Source organism: Streptomyces sp. NPDC004542, assembly GCF_040610035.1.
Classification (GTDB): Bacteria; Actinomycetota; Actinomycetes; order Streptomycetales; family Streptomycetaceae; genus Streptomyces.
Window position 1 is genome coordinate 20981 of sequence record NZ_JBEXLP010000052.1, and the last position, 20980, is coordinate 41960.

Here is a 20980-nt window from a genome sequence, read left to right on the forward strand (position 1 = left end):
CGGGAACTCCACCCGCAGACCGCGGGCGAAGACGGCGTCCGGCCGGTGCCGGACGCCGTCGACGAAGACCTCGACGCGCAGCCCGGCGAGGAACGGCCGGTTCGCGGCGACGAACAGGGTCCGTCCCGAGATGACGTTGCGCCGCTGGGTGACCGAGCGCTCGGCGGCGGACTCGGCCCGCAGCTGCGGCACGCCCAGGATCATCGACGAGGCCACCGCGGAGGCGGTGCTGAGGCCGAGCAGCAGCGCCGAGTCCGCGCCCAGCGTGCGCTCCCGGGTGCGTTCGGCGCTCCCGGCGGTCGTCGCGAACCGGACGGTGTACTCGCGTACGGCGGCCGTCCTGTCGTCGGCGGGGCTCAGGTCCGTCAGGAGCGGACGCAGCCACACCAGCCGGCCGTGGGAGGCCAGCGTCACACCGTGGGCCAGCAGGTCGTCCCAGGCGTACCGGTCGGTGGTGGCCAGCATGGCGTGCAGCGCGTTCTCGACGTCACCGGCCAGGTCCCGGTCCGGCAGTGCGGCGGCGACGTCGCGGGCCCAGGCGCGGGCGCCCGTGTCGTCGAAGGTGCCGGTGTCGCTCACGGAGGCGTGTCCGAGCGGGCCGTGGTCCACGTACCAGGGGTGTTCGGGGCGCGGCAGGACCGCTTCGGCGACCTCGACGGGCGGGGCGGAAGACGCTCCGGCCCGGAGAGGGGCGGGCTCTGCGGGCTTGTGGGCGAGGGGGCTGAAGCCGCGCGGTGTCCCGCCGGAGAAGTCCTCGTCGGAACCGTCGGTGTCGGCGCCGCCGGGCGCCCCGAAGGACATCTCGCCCAGGTCCTCGTCGTCGAGGACCTCCTCGTGCTGCGGCGTCCGCGGAACGTGCACGGTGACCGTGGCACGGCGCAGCAGGGCGCCCCGGTCCCGGGCGGTGGCCACGTCGTCGTCAGGCAGATCCCGGCCGCGGGAGACGGCGATGACCACGACCGGCTCCCTCGTTCCCGTGCTCTCGTGCCCGAACGCGGCGACGTGCCGGGCGAGGGACGCGCGCAGCAGCGCGGCGACCGCCTCGGCACGGCGGCGGCCGGTGTCCAGCCCCAGTGTGTCGCCATCCGTTCCCGCCGCGTAGCCGGTCACGGTGACCACCGGCCGCAGCTCCGGCTCCGACAATCCCGGTACGGCGTCCGGCGCGACACGGGCGGCCAGCGCCTCGACGACCGGCACCTGGTCGACGGGAAGCTCGCTGGAGCCCTCCGCGAACACCACGGTGGCGGCCACGGCGGCCCGGGGCCGGAACGTGCGGTAGTCGCCCGGGGCCGAGCCGTGGGCGACGGTCACGTAGGGCCGGGGCGCACCGTGCTCGGCGAGTCCGCTGAGGTCCACGTCTCCGCTGGGTGCGTACACGGTCGTGCCGAGGTGATCGGCCACCTGCTGGGCGAGACCGTCGTCGTGGGCGCCCGTCACACAGGCGACCAGCACCACGCCCGCGCCCGGGTGCTGTGCCCTCAGCTCGCGCAGGCTGGGCCGCCGCCGCAGCAGGGCGGCCACCTCGGGACCGAAGAGCGGCCGTGGCCGGCCCGCCGCGTCCTCGACGGTGAGGTAGGCCTCGCTGCCGTGCGACGACAGGAAGTAGTGACCGGCCCCCGGCCACGGCGTGGGCTGCTGGACGAACGCGTCGTACAACCGCTGCTGTCGCATGAAGACATCGGTCGTGGCCGGGTCGTAGTGCGCCCAGATGCGCGAGCGGTCCGCCCACTCGGCCGCGCTGAAGTAGGCGCGCCCGACGACGGTCCCCGCGTCGGAGACGATCCGGTGGGAGACGTGCTCGTCCACCGGCTCGTGGAAGCCGTCCAACGGGCTGCCGCCGAGCATCCGGGGGCGGGCCCGCAGTTCCTCCTCGGTGGGCGGCTCCAGCACGGACTCGCGCTGCAGGGCCTCGGTGGCCGCCACCGCCTCCGCGAGCCGCCGACGGGCGGCGGTCACCCGTTCGACGGCGGCCGGGGGCGGGCCCGCGCTGGTGTGGCCTGCCAGGGCGTCCAGGGCCGACTCTGCGCGGGAGGCTTCGAGGGCCGCGTCGGCGTACTCCTGCCAGGCGGATGCCTCCTCCTCGGGAGTGAGGGGGACGAGGGCGGCCGGTTGCCGGTCCGCCGGTTCCTGGTCCGTCGCTTCCTGCCGTGCCTTGCCCTTGTCCACCGCGGACCGCGGCCGGGCCGGGTCCGTGGTCAGGGCTAGCAGCGCGTCCAGCTTCTCGGTGGGCACGTAGAAGACGGCCGCCTCGTCGGTGACGGTCACCTTGACCGCCCGCGGCTCGCCCGTCACCGGCCGGTGCACGAGGTGCCAGGTGACCGCGGTCGCCTCCACCCGGGAGAACCGGCGGTCCCCCTGCCGGAGCGGTCCCGCGCCGAGGGCGGCGGACCCGCGGAAGGAGCTGCCGACACGGGTGCCCGTACCGAGGGTGCCCGACGTTCCCCTGATGGAGCGTGTGAGGTCCTGGACGCCCGTGCCGGACAGCGGACCGGCCGTGTCGTGGCGCGGTGCCGCCTCGCGCAGTCCGCGGATGTCGGCGGTGATCTCCAGTTGTCCGCGCAGGTCGTTGCCCAGGCCCGGCAGGGTCACGGGCTCGGACAGGGTGTGCTGCGCGGCGAGTTCGAGGAACCACTGGCTCATGTAGGGCGGGCTGAAGATGGCCGCGATCTTCGACCGCAGCAGGAACAGGCCGCCCTGCCAGGAGTGGGCGGCCGGTGAGGCACCGGTGCGCGGATCGTGGCGGGCGAAGAGGCTCTCGGCCGCCGCCCGCAGGGCCGCCAGGCCGCCGACGGTGCCGGTGAACGCCTCGTGGAGCAGTTCCGGAGCCGGCTGCGGCCCCTGGCGTGCGTACTCCGCCGGGGCGCGCTCCACCAGGGCCGGCGGGCGCGGGGCCGGGCGCGGGTCGGGCTGGGTGAGTTCCTCCTGGTGGCCGAGGCGCAGCGAGCCGGGGAGCATCCGGGTGCCGAGCCGGTGGTGCTCGTGGCGCCCGATCAGCGGCAGGCCCATGCCGACAACCGGCCTGGCCGCGCTCAGGGACCAGTGGGTGTCCAGCTCTGCGGTGACCTCGACGTCGAACGCGGTCGTCCAGGGGCGGGTCGTGTGCACGAGCGCGGTGCCCGCCTGCAGGCCGGTCCTCTCCTGTCCGCCCGGGGCCAGGACATGGGTGACCGTGGGGACGAGGCCCGACGCGGCCGGCTGCGGCGCGTCCGAGTCGACCACCGCCAGGTCCTGGGCGCGTACGGAACCGGTGCCGCCGCTCCCGCCGCGGGCAGGGGTGCTCGCGCGTTCGACGGCGCGCAGGTTCCTGCCCTCCAGGACGTGCTCTCCGGGTTCCCGGCCCAGCGCCCGCGGGTTGGTGAGCCGGGCCGTCAGGGTGATCCGGGCCGTCGTCGTCCGGAGCTCGTCGCGGTGGGGCACCAGGATCGGCAGGCCCACCAGCATGGTCTCCAGCAGGGCCTTGGTGCCCTGGTGGGCCGCCACCTTCCACAGTTCGGCCTCGACCGCGTCGGCGTGGTCCTTGGAGAGCAGCCGGCGCAGCCCCGGTATCAGGTCGCGCACGAACGGCCGCAGGTCGGGGACCTCCAGCAGTGCGGCGTGGTCGAAGCCGTCGCCGCGCAGCACGTTGGCGGGTGCCAGCGCGGCCGTGGGAGCCGGTGCGGGCGCCCCGGCCGTCGCCGTCGCCCCGGCCGTCGCCGTCGCCCCGGCCGGTGCGGGCGCGGCCGGCGCTGTGGTGTCCGAGGCCGGGGCCGCCGTCGGCGGGGCGGGCACGAGGCCCCGTGCCCGCGCCGCCTCGCGCTGCATCAGCGCCAGCCCGGGTGCCGTCACCGGATCGCCGGTGGTCTCCTGCCCGGAGGTGCGCCGGGGGTCGAGGCGGCCGAGGAGACCGGCCGGCTGGCCCGACCAGCGGCGCACCGTGACACGGAACGTGACCGGCGCGTCGGCCCAGACGTGCGGGCCGGTCGTGACGTCGACGCGGTCGCTCCGTCCGCTCGCCACACGGTTCGCGAAGGCATCGGCGCGGTGGCCGTGGCGGAACTCCGGGCCGGACCGGTTGAGGTCCGGCAGGTGCGCCTCGACGGGATCCCCCTGTGTGTCGGGGGTGAGGGTGACGGACGTGTTGATGCCCGCGTACAGGGACACGGTGTCGTCGGTCCGCGTGTGCCGGACCTGGGCGGTGCCCAGGGTGTGGTCGTAGCGGTAGGCGTGCCCGCTCTCACCGATCGTGGTCAGCGGGCCGGCCGTGGCCTCCACCGAGACCTCCGCCCACTGCGGGAGGCCGAAGGTGCTCCGGCCGACCGGCTGGGTCCACAGCGGGTACGGCGCACCGGTGAAGTCCCGCACCCGGGACGCCAGTCCGGTCACGGCGGTGTGCAGCGCGGCCTCGTCCAGGTGATCCAGCCCGGGCACGCCGATCTGGCGCAGCAGTCCGGTGATGTGCGGCAGCAGGTGGTCGGTGCGCACCAGGTGCAGGGTGTCCTGCGGCAGGCGTCCGTCCTCGGGTGTCCAGGTGGCCGCCGTGCGGTCCCCGGCCCGCCTCGGTGCGCGGTAGGCCCTCGCGCCGTCGTCGAGCCTGCTCTCGAGGTCGAGCGTGCGGACGAGAGTGCCGGTGCCGTCCTCCTCCATCACCAGGTCCTCGGCGGCGAGCAGGCCGGCTTCGACGGCCAGCGGCCCGGCGGTCACCGGGTCGGGAGCCGGCTGCCCCGGTCCGGTGAGCGGCTCGACGGTGACGTGGAAGCGGACGGGTCCGCTGAACTCGGACAGCCACAGCGAGCCGCCGCCGAAGGCGCCGCCCGCGACGAACCCGCCGCCCTCCTCGACGGAGCCGCTCCAGCTGATCCCGGGAGTGAAGCCGCCGCCCGAGACCTCGGCGGGCTCGCCGGTGTCCGGAAGCAGGCCGGTGAGCGGCAGTTCGACGGCCGCGGCGAGCTTCCAGTTCCGGGTCGCCGAGCTGGTCAGGTCGAAGAACGACCCGTAGGAGACGTCCGACTGTCCGCGCCGGGAGCGCACGTAGGTGAAGTCGTCCGGGTTCAGGGTGGCGCGGACGGTGACCCTGATCCGTTCCGACGGGGCCCTTGGGCCGGGCCGGGTCAGCACCAGGGTGTGGCCCTGGCCGGCCATCAGGTGCAGACGGCGGGTCAGGCCGGTCGGGCTCAGGGCCTCGTCCAGGGCCAGTTGGTTGCGGACCTGGTGTACCGGCGGCGCCGCCCCCGTCCGTGGTGGCAGGGGTCCGGCCGCCTCGGGCACGGGCCCGTGCCCCCAGGCGTCGCGGGAGGTCAGGAAGCCCGGGAAGTGGCCGTGGACCAGTTCCAGGGTGCGCAGCCGCACCCGTTCGGCGTCCGCCACGTGCAGGCGCTCGACGCGGCTGGTGGGCGGCAGCCACTCGCCGAACGTCGCGGGCAGGCGCAGGACACGGCCCGGAGCGGTCCTGGCCGCACGGTCCGGGTCGGCGGCAGCGCGGCCCGCGGGCGGCGCTGCCGCGTCCGAGGGGCGCAGGCCCATCCGGCCGGCGTCGGCGGCGGGCATCCGCACCCGTGCGGTGAGCCACGTCTCGGGGCCGCTGCGTCCGCCGAGCCCGCGCGTCTCCACCCGGACGTCGAACTCGACGACGGTGGTGGGCTCGTCGGTGTACCTCAGCCTGTGCAGTTCCACACTGCCCGCCTGCCGCCCGGGGAGGGAGAAGCTCACGGACCGCGCGTACGACAGTGAGGGCAGCGGCAGCGGGATCCCGGAGGCGGTCAACGCCAGTGAGAGGGCGTCGGACACCCCGGCGGAGGCGCCGTCCCGCTGAGTGGACGGCGCGCCCACGGTCACGGTACGGACGTCCTCGTCGTCCACCCGGGTCAGCTCGTCGAGGCCGTCGACCGCCCTCGGGTTGTGGAAGGAGGCGCGCACGCGTACGGCGTCGGCCCCGTCGGTGGCGGGGAACACCGGCGCCGACCGGTACCCGCCGGCGGCGGCCTGCTGCAGACCGGCCGTCAGGGTGCGCACCCGGGCGAAGGCGTCCAACTGCTCGAAGGCCGGGGAGAACGGGTCGGCGAGGGAGGGGTCCACCGCGGCGAACACCGCGGCACGGTAGTCCGCCGCTCCGGTGACTGATTCCACCCATGACATCGGAGGAAGCACGACCGGTTCGCCGACGACGGCGGGGCGGGACGCCCGGCCGGCCGGGCGGCCCCAGTGGTGGTGCGCGTCGGCCGTCAGGGCACGGCCGTCCCGGGCGGTGTCCAGCGCGCGACGCAGGGCGGCGGTGCCGGCCTCCGCCGCGCCGGACCACTCCTGCCACTGGCCGGATGTGGCGTGCCGCACACCCTCCGGACGCGGCAACTCTCGCAAGTAATGCCGAGAATGACGACTCGTCAGCGCCTGCTCGACGACCGTCTGCCACTGCCGCGGGGCCTGGCCGGCTTCCTGGACCACGAGGTCGACGCCCACGTCGTGGCGGAACTCCACGGCCCGGTCCGACGACGGATTCACGATGCGCGTGCTGCCGAGCCTGGAGGTGACCGTGAAGTCGGTCGTCCGGCCCGACCCGGTGATCAGCGCGCGCAGCGCGGCGCCCGCCTGGGCCACCGGCGGGATGAGCGCCAGCGCCTGCGAGAACGGCAGGGTGACCGCCGCGTCGAGACCGTGGTTGACCGCGCGGTGGGCCGACGCCGTCTCCCGCCAGTCCTGTATCTGGGGGGTGCGCCGTTCGCGGTTCTCGCTCCGGGCCGCGACGGCGCCCTCCGCGAGCGGTTCCCCGCGCGGGTCGGTCAGCTGCGTCCAGTCGCCCAGCCGCAGCCGTACGGTGACGGCGACCGAGCCACCGTCCAGCGGGAGGACCAGGGAGATCCGGTCGGCGACCGCCTGGCGCAGGGTGCTGTCCACGTCGGCGGTGTCGAAGTACTCCGCCAGGGCGGTGCCGGCCCGCTCCCGCGACCGCTCCGGCAGCAGCGCCAGGACGCCGTCGCGGATCGCGGCCGGCAGCCGGTCGTCGGCGAACCCGAACGTCCCGGTGCCGACGCCGTGCCGGAAGTCCGGGGACACGGCGTGCGCGGGCGGCGCGAAGAGCAGGTCCGCGTCGCGGCGGTCGCGGGCCCGGCCGGGGGTTTCGGCGGATGGCGCGGCGGCGGATGCCGGTGCGGTGGTGGCGGCCGCCTCCGCGAGCGGTGCCGGTGGTGCGGCCGTGTCCGGCGCGGTGCCGACGGTGGACAGCAGTGCGTCCATGCTGGGCACGGCCTCCGGGCGCGGCTCCAGCACGGCGCGTGCCATCCGTTCCGCCTCCGGGGTACCGGGGGTGGCGGCCAGCCGCACCGCCACCCCGACGTCCGTACCCGGGCCGGATTCCGTGTCCGCCCCGTCGGGAACGTCGACGGCCTCGTCGCCCCGGACCATCGTGCCCGCCACGCCGGGCAGCGCGGTGAGCCAGCCCGCCCGGTTCCCGAAAGGCTCGACGTACACCGTGCCCGTCCCGACGCCGAGTGTTCCGGTCGGCCCGGTCACCGCCATCCCCAGCCTGTTCGCCAGGTCGCGGATATACGGCGTCTCGTTGAGCGAACCCGGGCGTCCCGCGTAACAGATGGCGGTCACCACGGCGCTGTCCTGTCGGTGCGCCGCACCACGCCGGAACGCCTCGAAGCTGGCCCGGCGGCGCAGCAGGGCACCCGTCTGTTCGCCGGTGAACTCCACCGAGCGCCCGTCGCGCGTGTGCAGCCGGACGGTGGCCGAGCCCAGCGGTCCATGGGCGACCAGGTAGTACCTCGGCGCTCCGTTCCCCCACGGGTTGACACCGGTGAGGCCCGTGTCAGGGCCCGGGCCCCGCCCCACGCGGAAGGACGCGGTGCCGGGGAGAGCACGGAACACGCGCTCGATCCCGGCCCGCTCCTGCGCGCTGAGCGACATGTGCCCGATGACACGGCCGGTGGTCCGGTCGGCGAACGGCGTCATCACCAGTTGGCGGAAGTGGAACCGCTCCCCGGTCACGGACCGGACGTAGTCGGACGTGCCCGCGCCGTCCTCCGGTGCGGCGCCGGACGGTGACGCCTCCTCAGGGTCGACCCGCATCCAGTGGCCCTCGGGTTCGTTGCCGTCCGCGTCCCGGACGGTACGGACCTCCAGCACCCCGAAGGCGTTGCCGACCAGGTCGACCCGGCCGCTGTGCGTCCACACCGTGACGCCGGCCCGGTCCGCCACCGCCCTGGCGAGGTCGAGCCCGTACCTGGCCCCGTCGTCGGTCACCAGCCACAGCGGGCGGTCGCCGACGCGGTTGTGGGCGGCGAGTTCGGCGAAGGCGCCGAGCGACAGCCGTACCGGCTCGCCGTCCTCGTAGCCCACGACGGTGGGGGCGGCGGGGGGCACGCCGGGGTCGTAGTCGAACCGCAGGACGAAGCCGTCCAGCGGGGTCAGCGCAAGCGCCCCGCTGCCGCCGTCCGTGCGGGCGCCGCCGGCCAGGTCCAGACCGGCGATGTTGCCGGCGGTGTCGTACAGCGGCCGGGCGTCCAGGGCCGGCCGCCGCTCGCCGTCTGCGTACAGCGACGAGGTGGAGCCGCCCTCGTACGGCATCGGGGACGCCGGTTCGTCGGCCTCCCGGTCCGACCAGGGGGTGGCCGGACCGGCCGGGCTCAGGGTCACCACGGCCCCCTGGCCATGGGCGTCGGGGTCGAGGCCCAGGTCACGCAGTGCCCGCCGGGTCTCCTCCAGCCGGGCCCGGGTCCGGGGCAGGGCGCGGACGTTGTCGGCCCGCTGGACGGAGTTCTCCTCGGCCAGCGCGGTGTGGTAGCTCACCAGCGCCTCGGTCAGCCGGGTCAGCGCCGGGTCCACCGCGAACGCGGGCTGCGCGGCCCGTGCGGCAGGAGTCGGCTGCTGCTCCTTGACCTTGGCCTTGCCCTTGCCCTTGCTCTGCCCGGTGGTGGCCCGCGGTGCCGCCTCCTCGGCCCGTTGTGCGGCCTCGCGCACCAGGGTCACCGAGGCGGCCAGCACCGGATCGTTGCGCACCGCGTCGATGTCCAGCGGACCATCGACGTACTGGCTGCTGTGCCCCTCCCACTTGTACCGGTTGCCCTGGCGCGCCGAGCTGACCGCGTACACCAGCACGTCCACCTGGCCGTCGGGCGCCAGCACGTACGCGAACGAGGCACCGCCGCTGCCGCCGTCCAGGTGCACGTGCAGGGCCCGGTTGGCCCCCACCTGGGTCTCACGGGGCCGCAGCTCGCCGTCGGCCACCCGCCGCAACACCCGCAGCTGCTCCTCGGTCAGCTGGTGCGGTCGTACGTGACCGGCGTACGCGAGCCGTCCGCTGTGCTCCCAGGTGTCGGGACGGTGGGCGGCGAACGCGGCCAGCCGGCCCGCGACCCGGGCGTTCTCCTCCGCCTGCCGCGTCTCGCGCTCCGCGCGCGCTCGTGCCCACGTGGCCCGCGCCACCCCGGCGACCCGGTCGTGGAAGCCGCCTTCCAGCACCAGCCCCGACCGGTCCAGCCAGGCCTGGAAGTCCGTCTCGAAGTGGTTCAGCCCGGCCTCACCGGAGCGCAGGAAGGTGCCGAACGCGTACTCGGGCCACAGGGACGGCCGCCTCGCGAGGTCCTCGACGACGGTCGGCGCGGCCAGCAGCAGCGGCAGCAGCTCGGGATTGCCGCTCAGGGCCGTGGCCGGCTCGCGGCCCTCGGCAGCGAGCAGCAGCTCCGCGGCTTCGGGCACCGAGCCGAGCGCCTGCGCCCAGACCGACACGGGTGCGGGCCTCGCCGCCTGCTGCCGGGCGGCGGGGCCGGGACGCGCCGGACGGTCACGGCGGGCGTCCGTGGCCGTGTGTCCCTGAGCGACCGGTGCCGGTGCGGGGGTGGCGAGTGGGGACACCGCGTCCAGGAGCGGCCCGGGCGAGGTGTGTCCGGTCAGCTCGCGGAAGCGCCCCGCGTCGCGGGCCAGCGTGCGCAGCGCGGTGGTGAAGTCGGCCGTCCGCAGCGCCTGCCCGTACCACTGTTCCGTGTCCAGGAAGCGCCCGGCGAACGAGGGGTACTCGTTCAGGAAGTGGGTGAGGTCCGCGTTCGACAACAGCCGCCGCAGGTCCGCCGCGGGCATCGGCAGGGCGGACGCCCGGTCGGCCAGCACCGCCAGCAGGGCCTCGCGGCCGGCCAGCCTGCGCGTCACCTGAGGCGTGAGCGCCTCGGCGAACGCCTGCCCGGAGCGCGCCGCGCGCCACAGCGGTCCGTCCGCGCGCGCCGGCTCCAGCAGGCCGTGGCCGCGCAGCAGCGCGTCCACCAGCCACGGTGCCTGGCGCAGCTCCACCGCGATCCGCGGCTGGTCGGTCATCGCCTCCGCCAGACCGCGTACCGCCGTGAGCGCCAGCCGCAGCCGGTGCCCGTCGCGCGCGAGGTCCCCGGCAACCTCCGGCTGCCGGCGCAGGAGTCCGTGCACGGCGGGGCGCCGCGCGAGGAGCTGCACCACCCCCTCGTCCGCGGCCAGGGCGGCCACCACCCCCGGAGCGGCCACCGCGGTCCTCGCCAGCTCGGCGTCCGCCAGTACCACCGGTAGCTGCTCGGTGTGGGCCGAGAGGGCGCGCCGCAGCGGTTCGGCGCCGAGCAGCTTCAGGTAGTCCTCCGCGTCGGTGAACAGATCGGCGTGCTCGGCGAGGGCCTCGGCCAGCCCGGGCACGCTGCGTATCACCGGCAGCAGTTCGGACCGCTGCGCCAGCGCCCGCACGAGCGGCAGGCTGCTGACCGCGGCGCGTACGACCGCCGGTCCCCTCTCCCGGCGCAGTTGTTCCGACAGCTCGGCTCGCAGCGCGCTGTCGGCCAGCAGTGCGGCGCTGATCGGTCCCCTGTCGGCGATGACGCGCGTGAAGTCCTCGCTCAGCCTGACGAGCCAGTGGTCTCTCTCGCCGAGCAGCTGGAAGTACAGCTCCTGCGCGAACAGGATGAGGCGGCTGAGCTGGGGGTTGTTCACGTAATGGGTGACGGCCTCCGGCGTGTTGAGGAGCCAGGTGCGCGTGTCGGGGTTGATGAGGAAGAGCCGGTACAGGTAGTCGTTGGTGCGCAGGGCCCGGGTGAGTTCCGGGTCGCTGTAGACCAGCGGCAGAACGTTCTCGGAGGGGTCCGCGAGCAACCCGGTCAGCGCGGGGCGCGCCTGGAGCGTGTCGAACAGTTCGCGGTTGCGGTGGAAAGCGACGGCGACCGCGTCCCGTTCACGTGCCAGGGCGAACAGACGCTGGTCGGTCCGTACGGCCGAGTTGATCCGCAGTACATGTGCGCGCACCTCGGGCGCCGCGCCGACCGTCTCGGCCCACCTCTCCAGTTCGCCGGCCGCCTCTTCCTCGGACAGGGCGAACTTGTGTGCGAGCCACGTGTCCCCGGTCTGGTACTCGATCCCCTCGGGTGACAGCACCGGGTCGCCGGTGCCGCGGACGAGGGCCAGCAGCTCGGTGACCCAGGCCCGGCTCTTCCTCTTCCGTCCCGCCTTGCGGGCCTCCGCCACCCGGGCGAAACCGGCTTCGAGATCTCCGCTCGCCAACGCCTCGGCGAAGCCGGGACGCGCGATGGCTTCGGCGAACGCCTCGGGAGCGGCGAGCAGCAGGTCGACCACCGCCGCGTGACCGGGACGCGCCAGCAGGGCGAGCAGCTCGGGTGCGTCGAACAGGCGCTCCCAGTGGTTGACGGAGACGGCCGTGCCGAACCGTGCGGCGAGTACCCGCACCAGGGCCCCGTGGTCGCGCAGGTTCTCCAGCCGGCCGGGCCCGAGGGCGGCCATGGCTCCGGGATTCCTGCCCAGGAACGTGAGGAGCGCGCCGTCCGCGTCCAGCAACGCGGGGCCAAGGCCCTCGGTACCGCTCAACCGGTGCAGGAGCCCAAGGGCCCCGACCGCCCTCATGAGGAAGCCGATGAAGCGGTCGTCGGTGGCCAGCCCGGACTCGAGCCCCGACAGGGCACGGGCCAGGACGACCACGTTGGAGGCGGTCGCCACGTACTCGGCCAGGGCGGGATTGGTGTGCAGCACGTCCGGCAGCCAGGGTTGCTCGTCGGCGGCCTCCCGGAGCCGGGCCAGAACGGCGTCGCCGTCGTCCCCGTTCACCTCCCGCCGCAGCGCGGGGTGGCGCAGGACCGCCCGGAGCACGCCAGGGAGGAGCAGGACGCCGTCGTCCCTGAGCAGCCGCTCCCTGACGGGGGCGTTCTCCGGCAGCAGCAGCCTGCGGTACTGGTGCGGACGGGACAGCAGTCCCGGGTGGCGCTCGAGGACCGCCGCCAGCGCCTCCAGCGGTTCCTCCGCCGCGTCGGGCCCCGGCCGGGTGAGCGCGGCGTCCAGAGCCGCGTCGGCCGCCCGCAACCGGTCCAGGGCTGAGGTGTGCGGTTCCTCGGGCAGGGTCCGCGTCGCCGGCCCCGGGAGACGCGCCGCCCGCAGCGCCGCGGCGAGCCGGTCGTCCGGCACGTCGTCGAACGCGCCCGGGTCGTACGAGAGCAGTTCCGCGACCGCCGGGTTGCCGGCCGCGGCGGCGACCAGTTCCCTCGACCGGGCGATCCGGGCACCGGATCCGGGGACGTCCGGCAGTACGTCGACGAGCTCCGTGGCGGCGGCCAGTGTGTCCAGTACCGAGGGGTCGGTCATCGCCAGGTCGAGCAGCCCGGGCACCTGGAACAGGGCGTACGCCTGGTCGGCGTGGGTGCGCAGGGCGGCGCGCAGCTCCCGGTGGGAGAAGACCCTGCGGTAGTCGATCCGGACGGCGGAGGACGTCTGCACGGTCGCCGCGAGCCCGACGAGCAGCGCCACGTCTTCCGACAGGGACATGGCCTGCTGGGCCGGGCGTTCCATCCGGAGCAGCGCCTCAGCGGCCTCCGGGATCGCGTCGAGGACCGCGGCGAGCGTCTTGTGCTTCGACTCGAGCACGACGCGCAGCAGATCCAGCTGCCCGTTCAGATGGTGGGCCAGCCCGGGATACAGGAAGAGAGGGCCGACCCAGGAGGCCCCGCTCTCGATCGCCTCGACCAGTTCCCTGCGGCCCGACGGAGCCTTGGCCAGCAGTGCGTCGAGGTATTCGGGCGTGTCGACCAGATCCGCCGCGCTGACCGGATGCCTGTCCGGCAGTGTCCGCAGCTCGTCGAGCAGGGCAGGCGAGACCGCCAGCACCTCCGGCAGCTCCGGGTGCGCGAAGAGGAACGGCGTCAACGACGGGTGGTCCGCGGCCTGTTCGACCAGGTGGACGGCGTCGGGCTGGAGCATCCGGGTCACGGCCGCGAAGTGCTCTTCCCTGCCCCACATGTCGTCCTCGGCGATCAGCCGGGCCATCGCACGCACCGGCCACGCCTCGTGCCACCCCGACCGCTGCGCCGCGGCGATCAGCCGCGACCTCAGCAGGGGCCTGATGTGATCGGGTACGGAGGTCTCCCTGGCGGCCGCCTCCAGCCGCCTGCGGCCTTCCGCCGTGAGCGGTGCGGGCGCGGTGGCACGGTCGGCGGTGGAGGTCTCCCCGGCGGAGGCGGCCGCCGTGCTCTGCTGCGCGGTCTGCTCGGCACCAGCCTGCCGCCCCTTGCGCCGCTTGGACTTGCCACTGGTCGCCTTCGCACCCTCCGCCGCGCCGGGTTCGTCGCCGGCCAGCCGGATCCAGCGGTCCCCGGCCGGTGCCGGTGCCTCCTCCTCGGACCGCCGTTCCAGGTCCAGCGGCGAGGGAAGCCGGGGACCGGACCGGCCGGACGGGGTCTGCGGTGTCCGGGCCGGCTCCTGGTCCTGAGCGGGCGTCGCCGGCCGGGATGTGCCGGGTGCTCGCGTCGACGCGCCGGTCCGCGCGAGCCCGGCCGCCGACTCCGGTTCCGCTTCCCGCGCCGTCTCCTCGGCCGCGTCCTCGCCCCGGCTGCGGTCCGCGTCCTCCGCCCGCGTCGCTTCGGGCGCCCGCACGGGCTGCTCCTCCTGCTCCGTCGCTCCCGAACGCGGCCCCTGCGCTCGTACGGTGTCCACCGGTTCCGGTACCGGCTGCCCGGTGTCCTCGGCCGCGCGGGCCGGGCCGAGGTGGGTGGTGCCCTGGACACCGTCGAAGGACCGGCCGTAGGCGCGGACCCGCTCGCTCGACTCCGCCGACCGCGGGGCCGGTCCGGCTGCGGTCTCGACGGCGGGCCGTGCTTCCGGCTCCGGGGCGGGCGCCGCCTGCGGCTGCCCGGGCCGCGGGTCCGCGGGCCGGCCGCCGAGGATTGCGTCCATGACGGCGTCCAGGCTCCGGGGTTCCTCGGGGCGCGAGCCGAGGAACCCCGAGTCCAGCCGGAGCGGCGCCGTGTCGTCCGCGGGGACGATGACGGGCACGGCCCGGGCGGTACTCGGTCCGGCCTGCCCCGCCGGATCCGCCTCGGTCGTCTCCGCGGTCGGGGCGGTCCTGCCGGCACCCGGCGGGAAGGGGCGCGTGCCCGGTCCGCCGAATCTCCTCGCCACGCTCTCGGCCGCCGCCTCGCCCTCGCCGTGCAGGACTTCGGCGACCTCGGCCAGCTGCTCGTAGTACTGCTCCCGTGCCGCCTCTGACATCGCCATCGGGGCACGCAGGTAGGCGCTCGCCCTGCTCAGCAGCCGTGTGGCGGCCTCGGTGGGGACGCCCAGCCTCGTGCCCAGTTCCACCGCGGTGCCGAAGTCACCACGCGCCTCGGGATCCAGTCCCAGCCGCCGCAGCGCGTCCCGGGCGGCCTTGAGGGCGCCCAGCTCCTTCGACTGCCCCCGGGACCGGGCCCGCTTGTCGCGCACCTCCCGCGCGGCGTCCTGTCCGGCCAGGGCCGCGTGGTACGCGGACAGCGCGTCCGCGAGCCGGGCCAGTCCGGGGTCGGCCGGCCGCGCGGACCGCTCGTCGGCTGTCCCGGACGCCGGGGCGGCCGTGGTGCCTCTGGCCTTGCCCTTGTCCCTGCCCCTGCTCTCCGTGGCGCGTTCCCCGGCCGTGCCCGTCGCGGGACTCTCCGCCTGCCGGCTCACCCGCTCCCGGGACGCCGCCATGGCGGGCTCGTTGCGCACCGCGCCGACGTCCAGCGGACCGTCGACGTAGTTGGTGCCGTGCCCGTCCCACAGGTACCTGTTGCCCTGCCGCACCGGGCTGATGGCGTACACCAGCGTGTCCACCCGGCCGTCCTCGGCGAGGACGTGCGTGAACGACGCGCCACCGCCGCCGCCGTCCAAGTGGACGTGCAGCGCCTGGTGGGCCCGTACCTCGGCCTCCCGCGGCCGCAGTTCGGCGGCGGCGACCCTGCGCAGGACCTCCAGTTGCGCGGGCGACAGCCGCTCCTGGCGGACATGCCGGGCGTACACGACCCGGCCGCTGTACTCCCAGGTGTCGGGCAGATGCGGACGGAACGCGGCCAGCCGTTCCGCGGTGCGCGCGGACTCCTGCTCCCGCAGTGCCTCCCGGCGTGCGCGCGCCCGGTCCCACACCGTGCGCGCCAGGTCGCGGACCCGGCCGTGGAGGTCGCCCTCCACGACGGCGCCCAGCCGGTCCAGCCAAGCGTGGAAATCGGTCTCGAAGTCCCCGGGCCGGTCCCCGGCCGAGTCCAGGAAACCGTCGAAGACGTAGTCCCGCCAGGCGGCGGGATCCCGGGCCAGGTTCTCCAGTACCGCGGGCGCGCCCAGCAGCAGGGGCAGCAGCTCGGGATGGCGGCCGAGCTCACCCGCCGGCTCGGCGGCCGCCGGGCTCAGCAGCAGTTCCGCCGCCTCGGGGACGGAGGCCAGCGCCTCGCCCCACACCGAGGCGGGGCCGGGCTCCGCCGTCCCGGTCGCGCGCTCGGTGGCGGGGGCCTGCGCGGCGGTGCGCCGGGCGGGTCCGTCCTGCGGGTGAGCGGTGTCCCGGACGGCGGCGTCGGGGGCCAGGGCGGCCGGAAGGCGTTCCCCGGTGGGATCCCCGACCAGCTCTCGGAAGGCTGCGCCGTCGCGGGCGAGCCGGCGCAGTTCGCCGGCGAAGCCCGGCACACGGAGTGCGAGGTCACGCCACGCGGGGGTGGCGAGGAACCGGTCGGCGAACGCCGCGTCGTCCTCCAGGAACCGCGTCAGGCCGCTGTCGGCCAGCAGCCGGCGAAGTTCCCGGGGCGCGATCCCCGTCAGGTCCGCGGGCCGCTCGGCGAACCGGTTCAGCAGCGCCTCGCGGTGGGCCACCCGGCGCAGCACGTGGGGCGTCAGGGCGTCGGCGAAGGGTTTCGCGGCCCGCGCCGCCCGCCACAGCGGGCTGTCGGAGACGGCGTGCTCGGCCAGGCGGTGGCTGCGCAGCAGCGCCGCGGCCAGCCACGGGGCCCCCCGCAGGTCCCGCCCGATCCGCGGGTCGTCCGCCATGCCCTCGGCCAGACCGCGTACCGCGCCCAGCGCCGTGCGCAACGCGTGGCCGTCACCGTCCGCAGCCGCCGTGAGCGCGTCCGCCAGGTCCGGCTGCTCACGCAGGAGACGGTGCAGCACCTCGCCCAGCGGACGGCGCTCCAGCAGCGGTGCCAGGCCGGCGTCGGACGCGGAGGCCGGCACCAGCCCGGGGTTGCGGATGGCCGTCTCGAGCAGTTCCGGCGACCGCAGCACCAGGTCCGCCTGGCCCGGATGCCGTGCGAGAGCCTTCATCAGTCCCCCATGGGTGAGGAACCGCACGAAGGACTCTGTGCTGGTGAACGTCTCGGGGTGGGCGCCGATCGCCGCGGCGACATGGGGCAACTCGCGCAGCAGCCGCACGATCACCGGGCTCCCCGCGGTGGCCGAGGCCGCGGGGAGGCTGCTCAGCGCGGCGCCGATCGTGGTGTCCGCGCCCTCCTCCGGACCGGCGGCGAGCAGCGCGTCCTGCAGAGCGGCGCTGGTCAGCAGCAGGTCGGCGACCGGTCCGCCGTCCGCGAGCACCCCTGCCACCACTCGCGACCGGATCATCAGGTAGCTGAGCTTCGGCTGTGTGTGGGCATGGCCGAACCGCTCCTGGTGCAGCGAGTAGAGGCGGACCAGCTCCGGACTGCGCGTCAGGTTCCGGGCGAACTCCGGGAACGATGCCAGGACGGTGCCGCCCTCCGGCACGGTCGTGACGTACCGGTAGAGGTAGTCGTCGGTCCGCAGGGCCCTGGTGAGAGCCGGGGTCGTCGCAAGGGCCGGCAGAAGGGAGGCCGTGGCGTGCTCGACGTGCTCCAGGAGCCTGGGCCGCGCCTGAAGGGTCTCGGCGAGTTCCGGGTCCAGGAAGAGGCGCGATCCGAGGGCGGGGCTGCGCCGGGCCGCGGCCAGCAGAGGCGCGTTGCCGCGAACCCTGCCGTCGATGTCCAGGAGCCTGGCGAGGTCCGCCGGTGCCCCGGCGCGTGATCCGGCCTCCCGGAGGGCGTCCGCGGCCTGGTCCTGCGGGCGGTGCCACAGGCCGCCCCAGAAGGAGTCGGCCGGGCTCAGGGGCAGGCCCTCGGCCGACAGCACGGCGTCGCCGCCGTACGCGGCGACGGCGGTCTGCAGCCTGTTCGCCCAGGTCCTGCTCTTCTTCTTCCCGCGGGTGGCCTTCCGCAGCTCGGCGATGCGGGCCACCTCGGTCTGGAAGTCCGGGTCGTTCAGCACCGCGACGAGGCCGGGGCGGGAGATCGCCTCCCGGAGTGCCTCCGGCGCCGACGCCAGCAGACGGAGCAGGGTACGGTCGCCGGCCAGCCCCGCGAGCAGCTCGGGAGTGTGGAAGAGCCGCTTCCAGTGTCGGCCGCCGAGCCGGACGTCGGGCCGGGAGGCGAGTTCCGCCACCACGGCCGGATGGGCGTGCAGATTCTCCACGGCCTCCGCGTCGACGGCATCCAGGACCAGGCGGTCCTTGGCCGCCATTCGGACGAGGGCACCGTCGTCCTGGAACAGCACGTCCAGCAGGCGCTGCCGGTCCCCGGGGCGGCGCAGCGAATCCCTCAGGCCCGGAGTCCAGAGGTTCGAGAAGATCCGTTCGTCGGTGCGCCGGATCTCCCAGAAGGGGACGAGCTGGTTCACGAGGGGCGGGATGGTCGGATCTTCGAGGAGGATGCTCAGAGCGGGGTTGGTGAACGCCACCTCCCCGACGCGGGGGTCTGCCATGGCGGCCGCCCCGAACAGCCGGCGTGCGTCGGTCGGTCTCGCCTCCGCGAGGAGCGGGGGCCGGGCGAACCAGACGTTCAGGGTCTGCCACCGCAGCGCCGCCCTCAGCACGTGCGGCGCGAGCAGCGGTGAGCCCTCACGGACGAGCGGACGCAGTTTCCCCGCGGACGGGCCCAGCAGCCGGCGGTACTCGTGCGGCTCCGACAGCAGGCCGGGGTGGGCGAGCAGCACCCGCACGAGGTCGCCGTCGTGTTGCAGGACGGCCGAGAGCTCCGGTTCGGCCGCCAGGACGGCGTCCAGGCCGGGAAGTCCCGCGCGCAGTCTCGCCAGCGGCCCGTCACCGGCGGCTGCCGTGGGGGCGGTGTGCTCGGGCGGTACGGCCTCCCGCAGGGCGTCGAGCAGGGCGGTGTCCGGCACGGTGTCGAAGTGGGCCGGGTCGTGGGAGAGACGGGTGGCGACGGCCGGGTTCCGCACGGCTTCCGTGAGCAGCCGCACGTCCGCCGCGAGACGGTCGGCGAACGAGGGGATGTCCGTGAGGACGTCGATGAGCCGCGGGGAGCGGCCGAGGGTCTCGAGCAGGCCGAGGTCCGAGGTGACCGCCGACAGCAGCCTCGGCGCCCTGACCAGGAGCGGCGTCTGGTCGGCGTGGAGTTGCAGGGCGGCCCGCAGTTTGCGGTTGCCCAGGACGGCCGTGTAGTCGACCGGGAAGGGGACGCTGGACAACGTGTTGAAGTGGAGGACACGGGACAGTGTCCACTCCTGGGCGAACGCCCGTGCGCTGTCGACGGACCCGTCCCGCAGCGCCTCGGCGAGTTCCGGGACGGAGACGACGGCCGACGCCGCCGGTCCCTTCACGGTGAGCGCGATGGTGTGGGCGACCTTGCCCCCGAGCACGGTCGGCAGCCCGGGGGTGTACAGGAGCGGGAAGTCGCCCGGCAGCCGGCCCTCGATCTCCTCGAGCAGCTCGCGGTGACCGTCCTCGGACGGCGCGAGCAGGTCGTCCAGGAACCGCGGGGTGCGGACGTACCTGTCGAGCTCCGCGGCGGACATTCCTCCCAGCCCCGCCAGCAGCCTGGGGCTTGCGGACAGGACGCCCAGATGCTGCGGCCGCACCCGGACCAACAGCCCCAGGTGCGGGTTCTCCACGATCGCCCGGACGACGTGCAGGTGGTCGGGGTGCGTCAGGGCATCCACCAGCTGGGCGTGCTCGGGCGTCGTCCAGAGCCTGTCCTCGAGCATCATGCGGGCGAGGTCCGCGGCCGGCCAGTCCTCGTGCCAGGAGCGTGTGGCCGCACGCGTCAGGTGGCCGGTCAGGACCTCGTGAGCGTTCGCCGGGACATCGCGGCCCTCCAACACCTGGCCGGCCACGTCCGCGAGCAGCCGGCGGGTGCGCGCAGGAAGCTGGGCGGCGCGCGCCCCGCCGGCCGCGGCCGGCGGGGCCGCGCCCATGGCCGCCTGCACGGAGGCCCTGATACCCGGGGTCTCCAGGGCCAGTTCGTCGGCCAGGGCCACAGCCCACGGGTAGCTGCTCGTCCGGCCGTACGTCTCCACGATCCGCAACAACGCCCGGCGCTGAGCGTTTCTCATCCGCTCGGTCACGAGATCCTCGCCCACCAGCAGGGCCGGGGCCAGCATCCCGGACGCTGCGATCGACAAGTGCCGGAAGCGTTCGTCGCCGAACTCGCGGCGGAGACGCCGTTCCATGTCCTCGACGGTCTCGGCCGCGGTGCCGTCCTGCGCCACCGTCTCGGACGGGACGTGCGCACCGGGGTCCGTCGCCGGCGCCTGCGGCAACGGCACGGTTTGCTCGGCGATGGCGTCCGCCCCCAACGACGCCAGCCGGCCGTCCAGGTCGGGGACCGGTCCGGCCTGGTCGAGCCACGTCGGGAACGGGTCGGGGGCCGTCAGACGGCCCGTCAGTGGAACTCCGGCCCCGTTCTCGTGTATCCACTCGGCGACGTCGGACAGCCGCCCCCGCCCACTCGGAACCTGCTGGGAGCCGGTCGACGCACCGGCGTCGGTCGGCCGCCGGCTCGACGGTCCCGCCCCTGATGAGGTGTCGGGCCGCGTCCCGCGCCCCTGACGCGTCGGCGCGCCGCCCAGCGTCCCCGGACGGTTCCTTCGTCCCTCCGCGACGGCCTCGGGCAGGTCACGGCCGGCCTCGGCGGGATCGAGGAGCCTGGCGGGCAGCACATGGCTGCCGAGACCGTCCCGGGGCGCGCCCGGCAGGGTGAGCACCAGCTTCCTCGACCACTCGGGCAGGACGACGGTGTCGACCGGCTGGAGCGGGTTTCCGCCCAGCATGCTGAAGGTGACCGACCGTACCCGCTCGCGCAGTTCCGGGGAGGCCGCGATGAGGCCGACGACCGCGTCCCACAGGGCGTCGGGACGGGTCTGGGCGCGGACCACCGGCGCCACCTGGGCCAGGTTGAGGTTGCCGGGCTGGCGGTACAGGCCCTGGATCAGGGTGACCACCGCACCGCGGGCGGCCTGGAGTTCGTCCGGCGTGCCGTGCGGCCCGGTGACCGCGGTCACGGCCGTCCCGCCCGCCACGGGCTGCGGCGGAAGCCAGGACTGGGCGGACTCGAGGGCGAAGACCTCGGACGAGAGGGTGACCAGCCCGTCCAGTCTGTCCGGAAGCCCGACGCGGCGGGCCAGCGTCTGCCAGACCGTCGGGCTGGGACCGGTGCGCATCAGCACCTCGTCCCGCACCGTCTGCCGGGTGTGGTTCAGCACGTCGGGGGCGAGCGGGCGCCGCGCGGACCGGTCGTCCGGGGCCTCGTCCTCGTTCTGCAACAGCATGGCACGCAGCACGTTCTCGGCCGCGGTCCGCGTGTAGTTGCCGCGCACAACATCCCGGTAGGGGTCCAGGAAGGCCTGCCCGGCGGGTGCGATCAGGGCCGCGTTCGACGGGCGGCCTCCGTGCCGCACGATGCCGAGGCCGTGCGGGGAGTCGGCGACCCGCCGGACCTCTCCGGCCAGGTCGCCGGAGACCACGTTGTCCAGGTCGTTGTACACA

The 20980-nt window shown here is 75.2% G+C and carries 1 protein-coding gene (only partly in view); it reads right to left on the reverse strand.

This entire window lies inside a single protein-coding gene on the reverse strand: locus ABZX30_RS25155, encoding a hypothetical protein. The 46902-nt coding sequence extends 16053 nt beyond the window's left edge and 9869 nt beyond its right edge, so the window shows coding positions 9870-30849, spanning codon 3290 (partial) through codon 10283 (complete); the first complete codon in reading order (the gene reads right to left) occupies positions 20977-20979. Both codon boundaries (start and stop) fall beyond the window edges.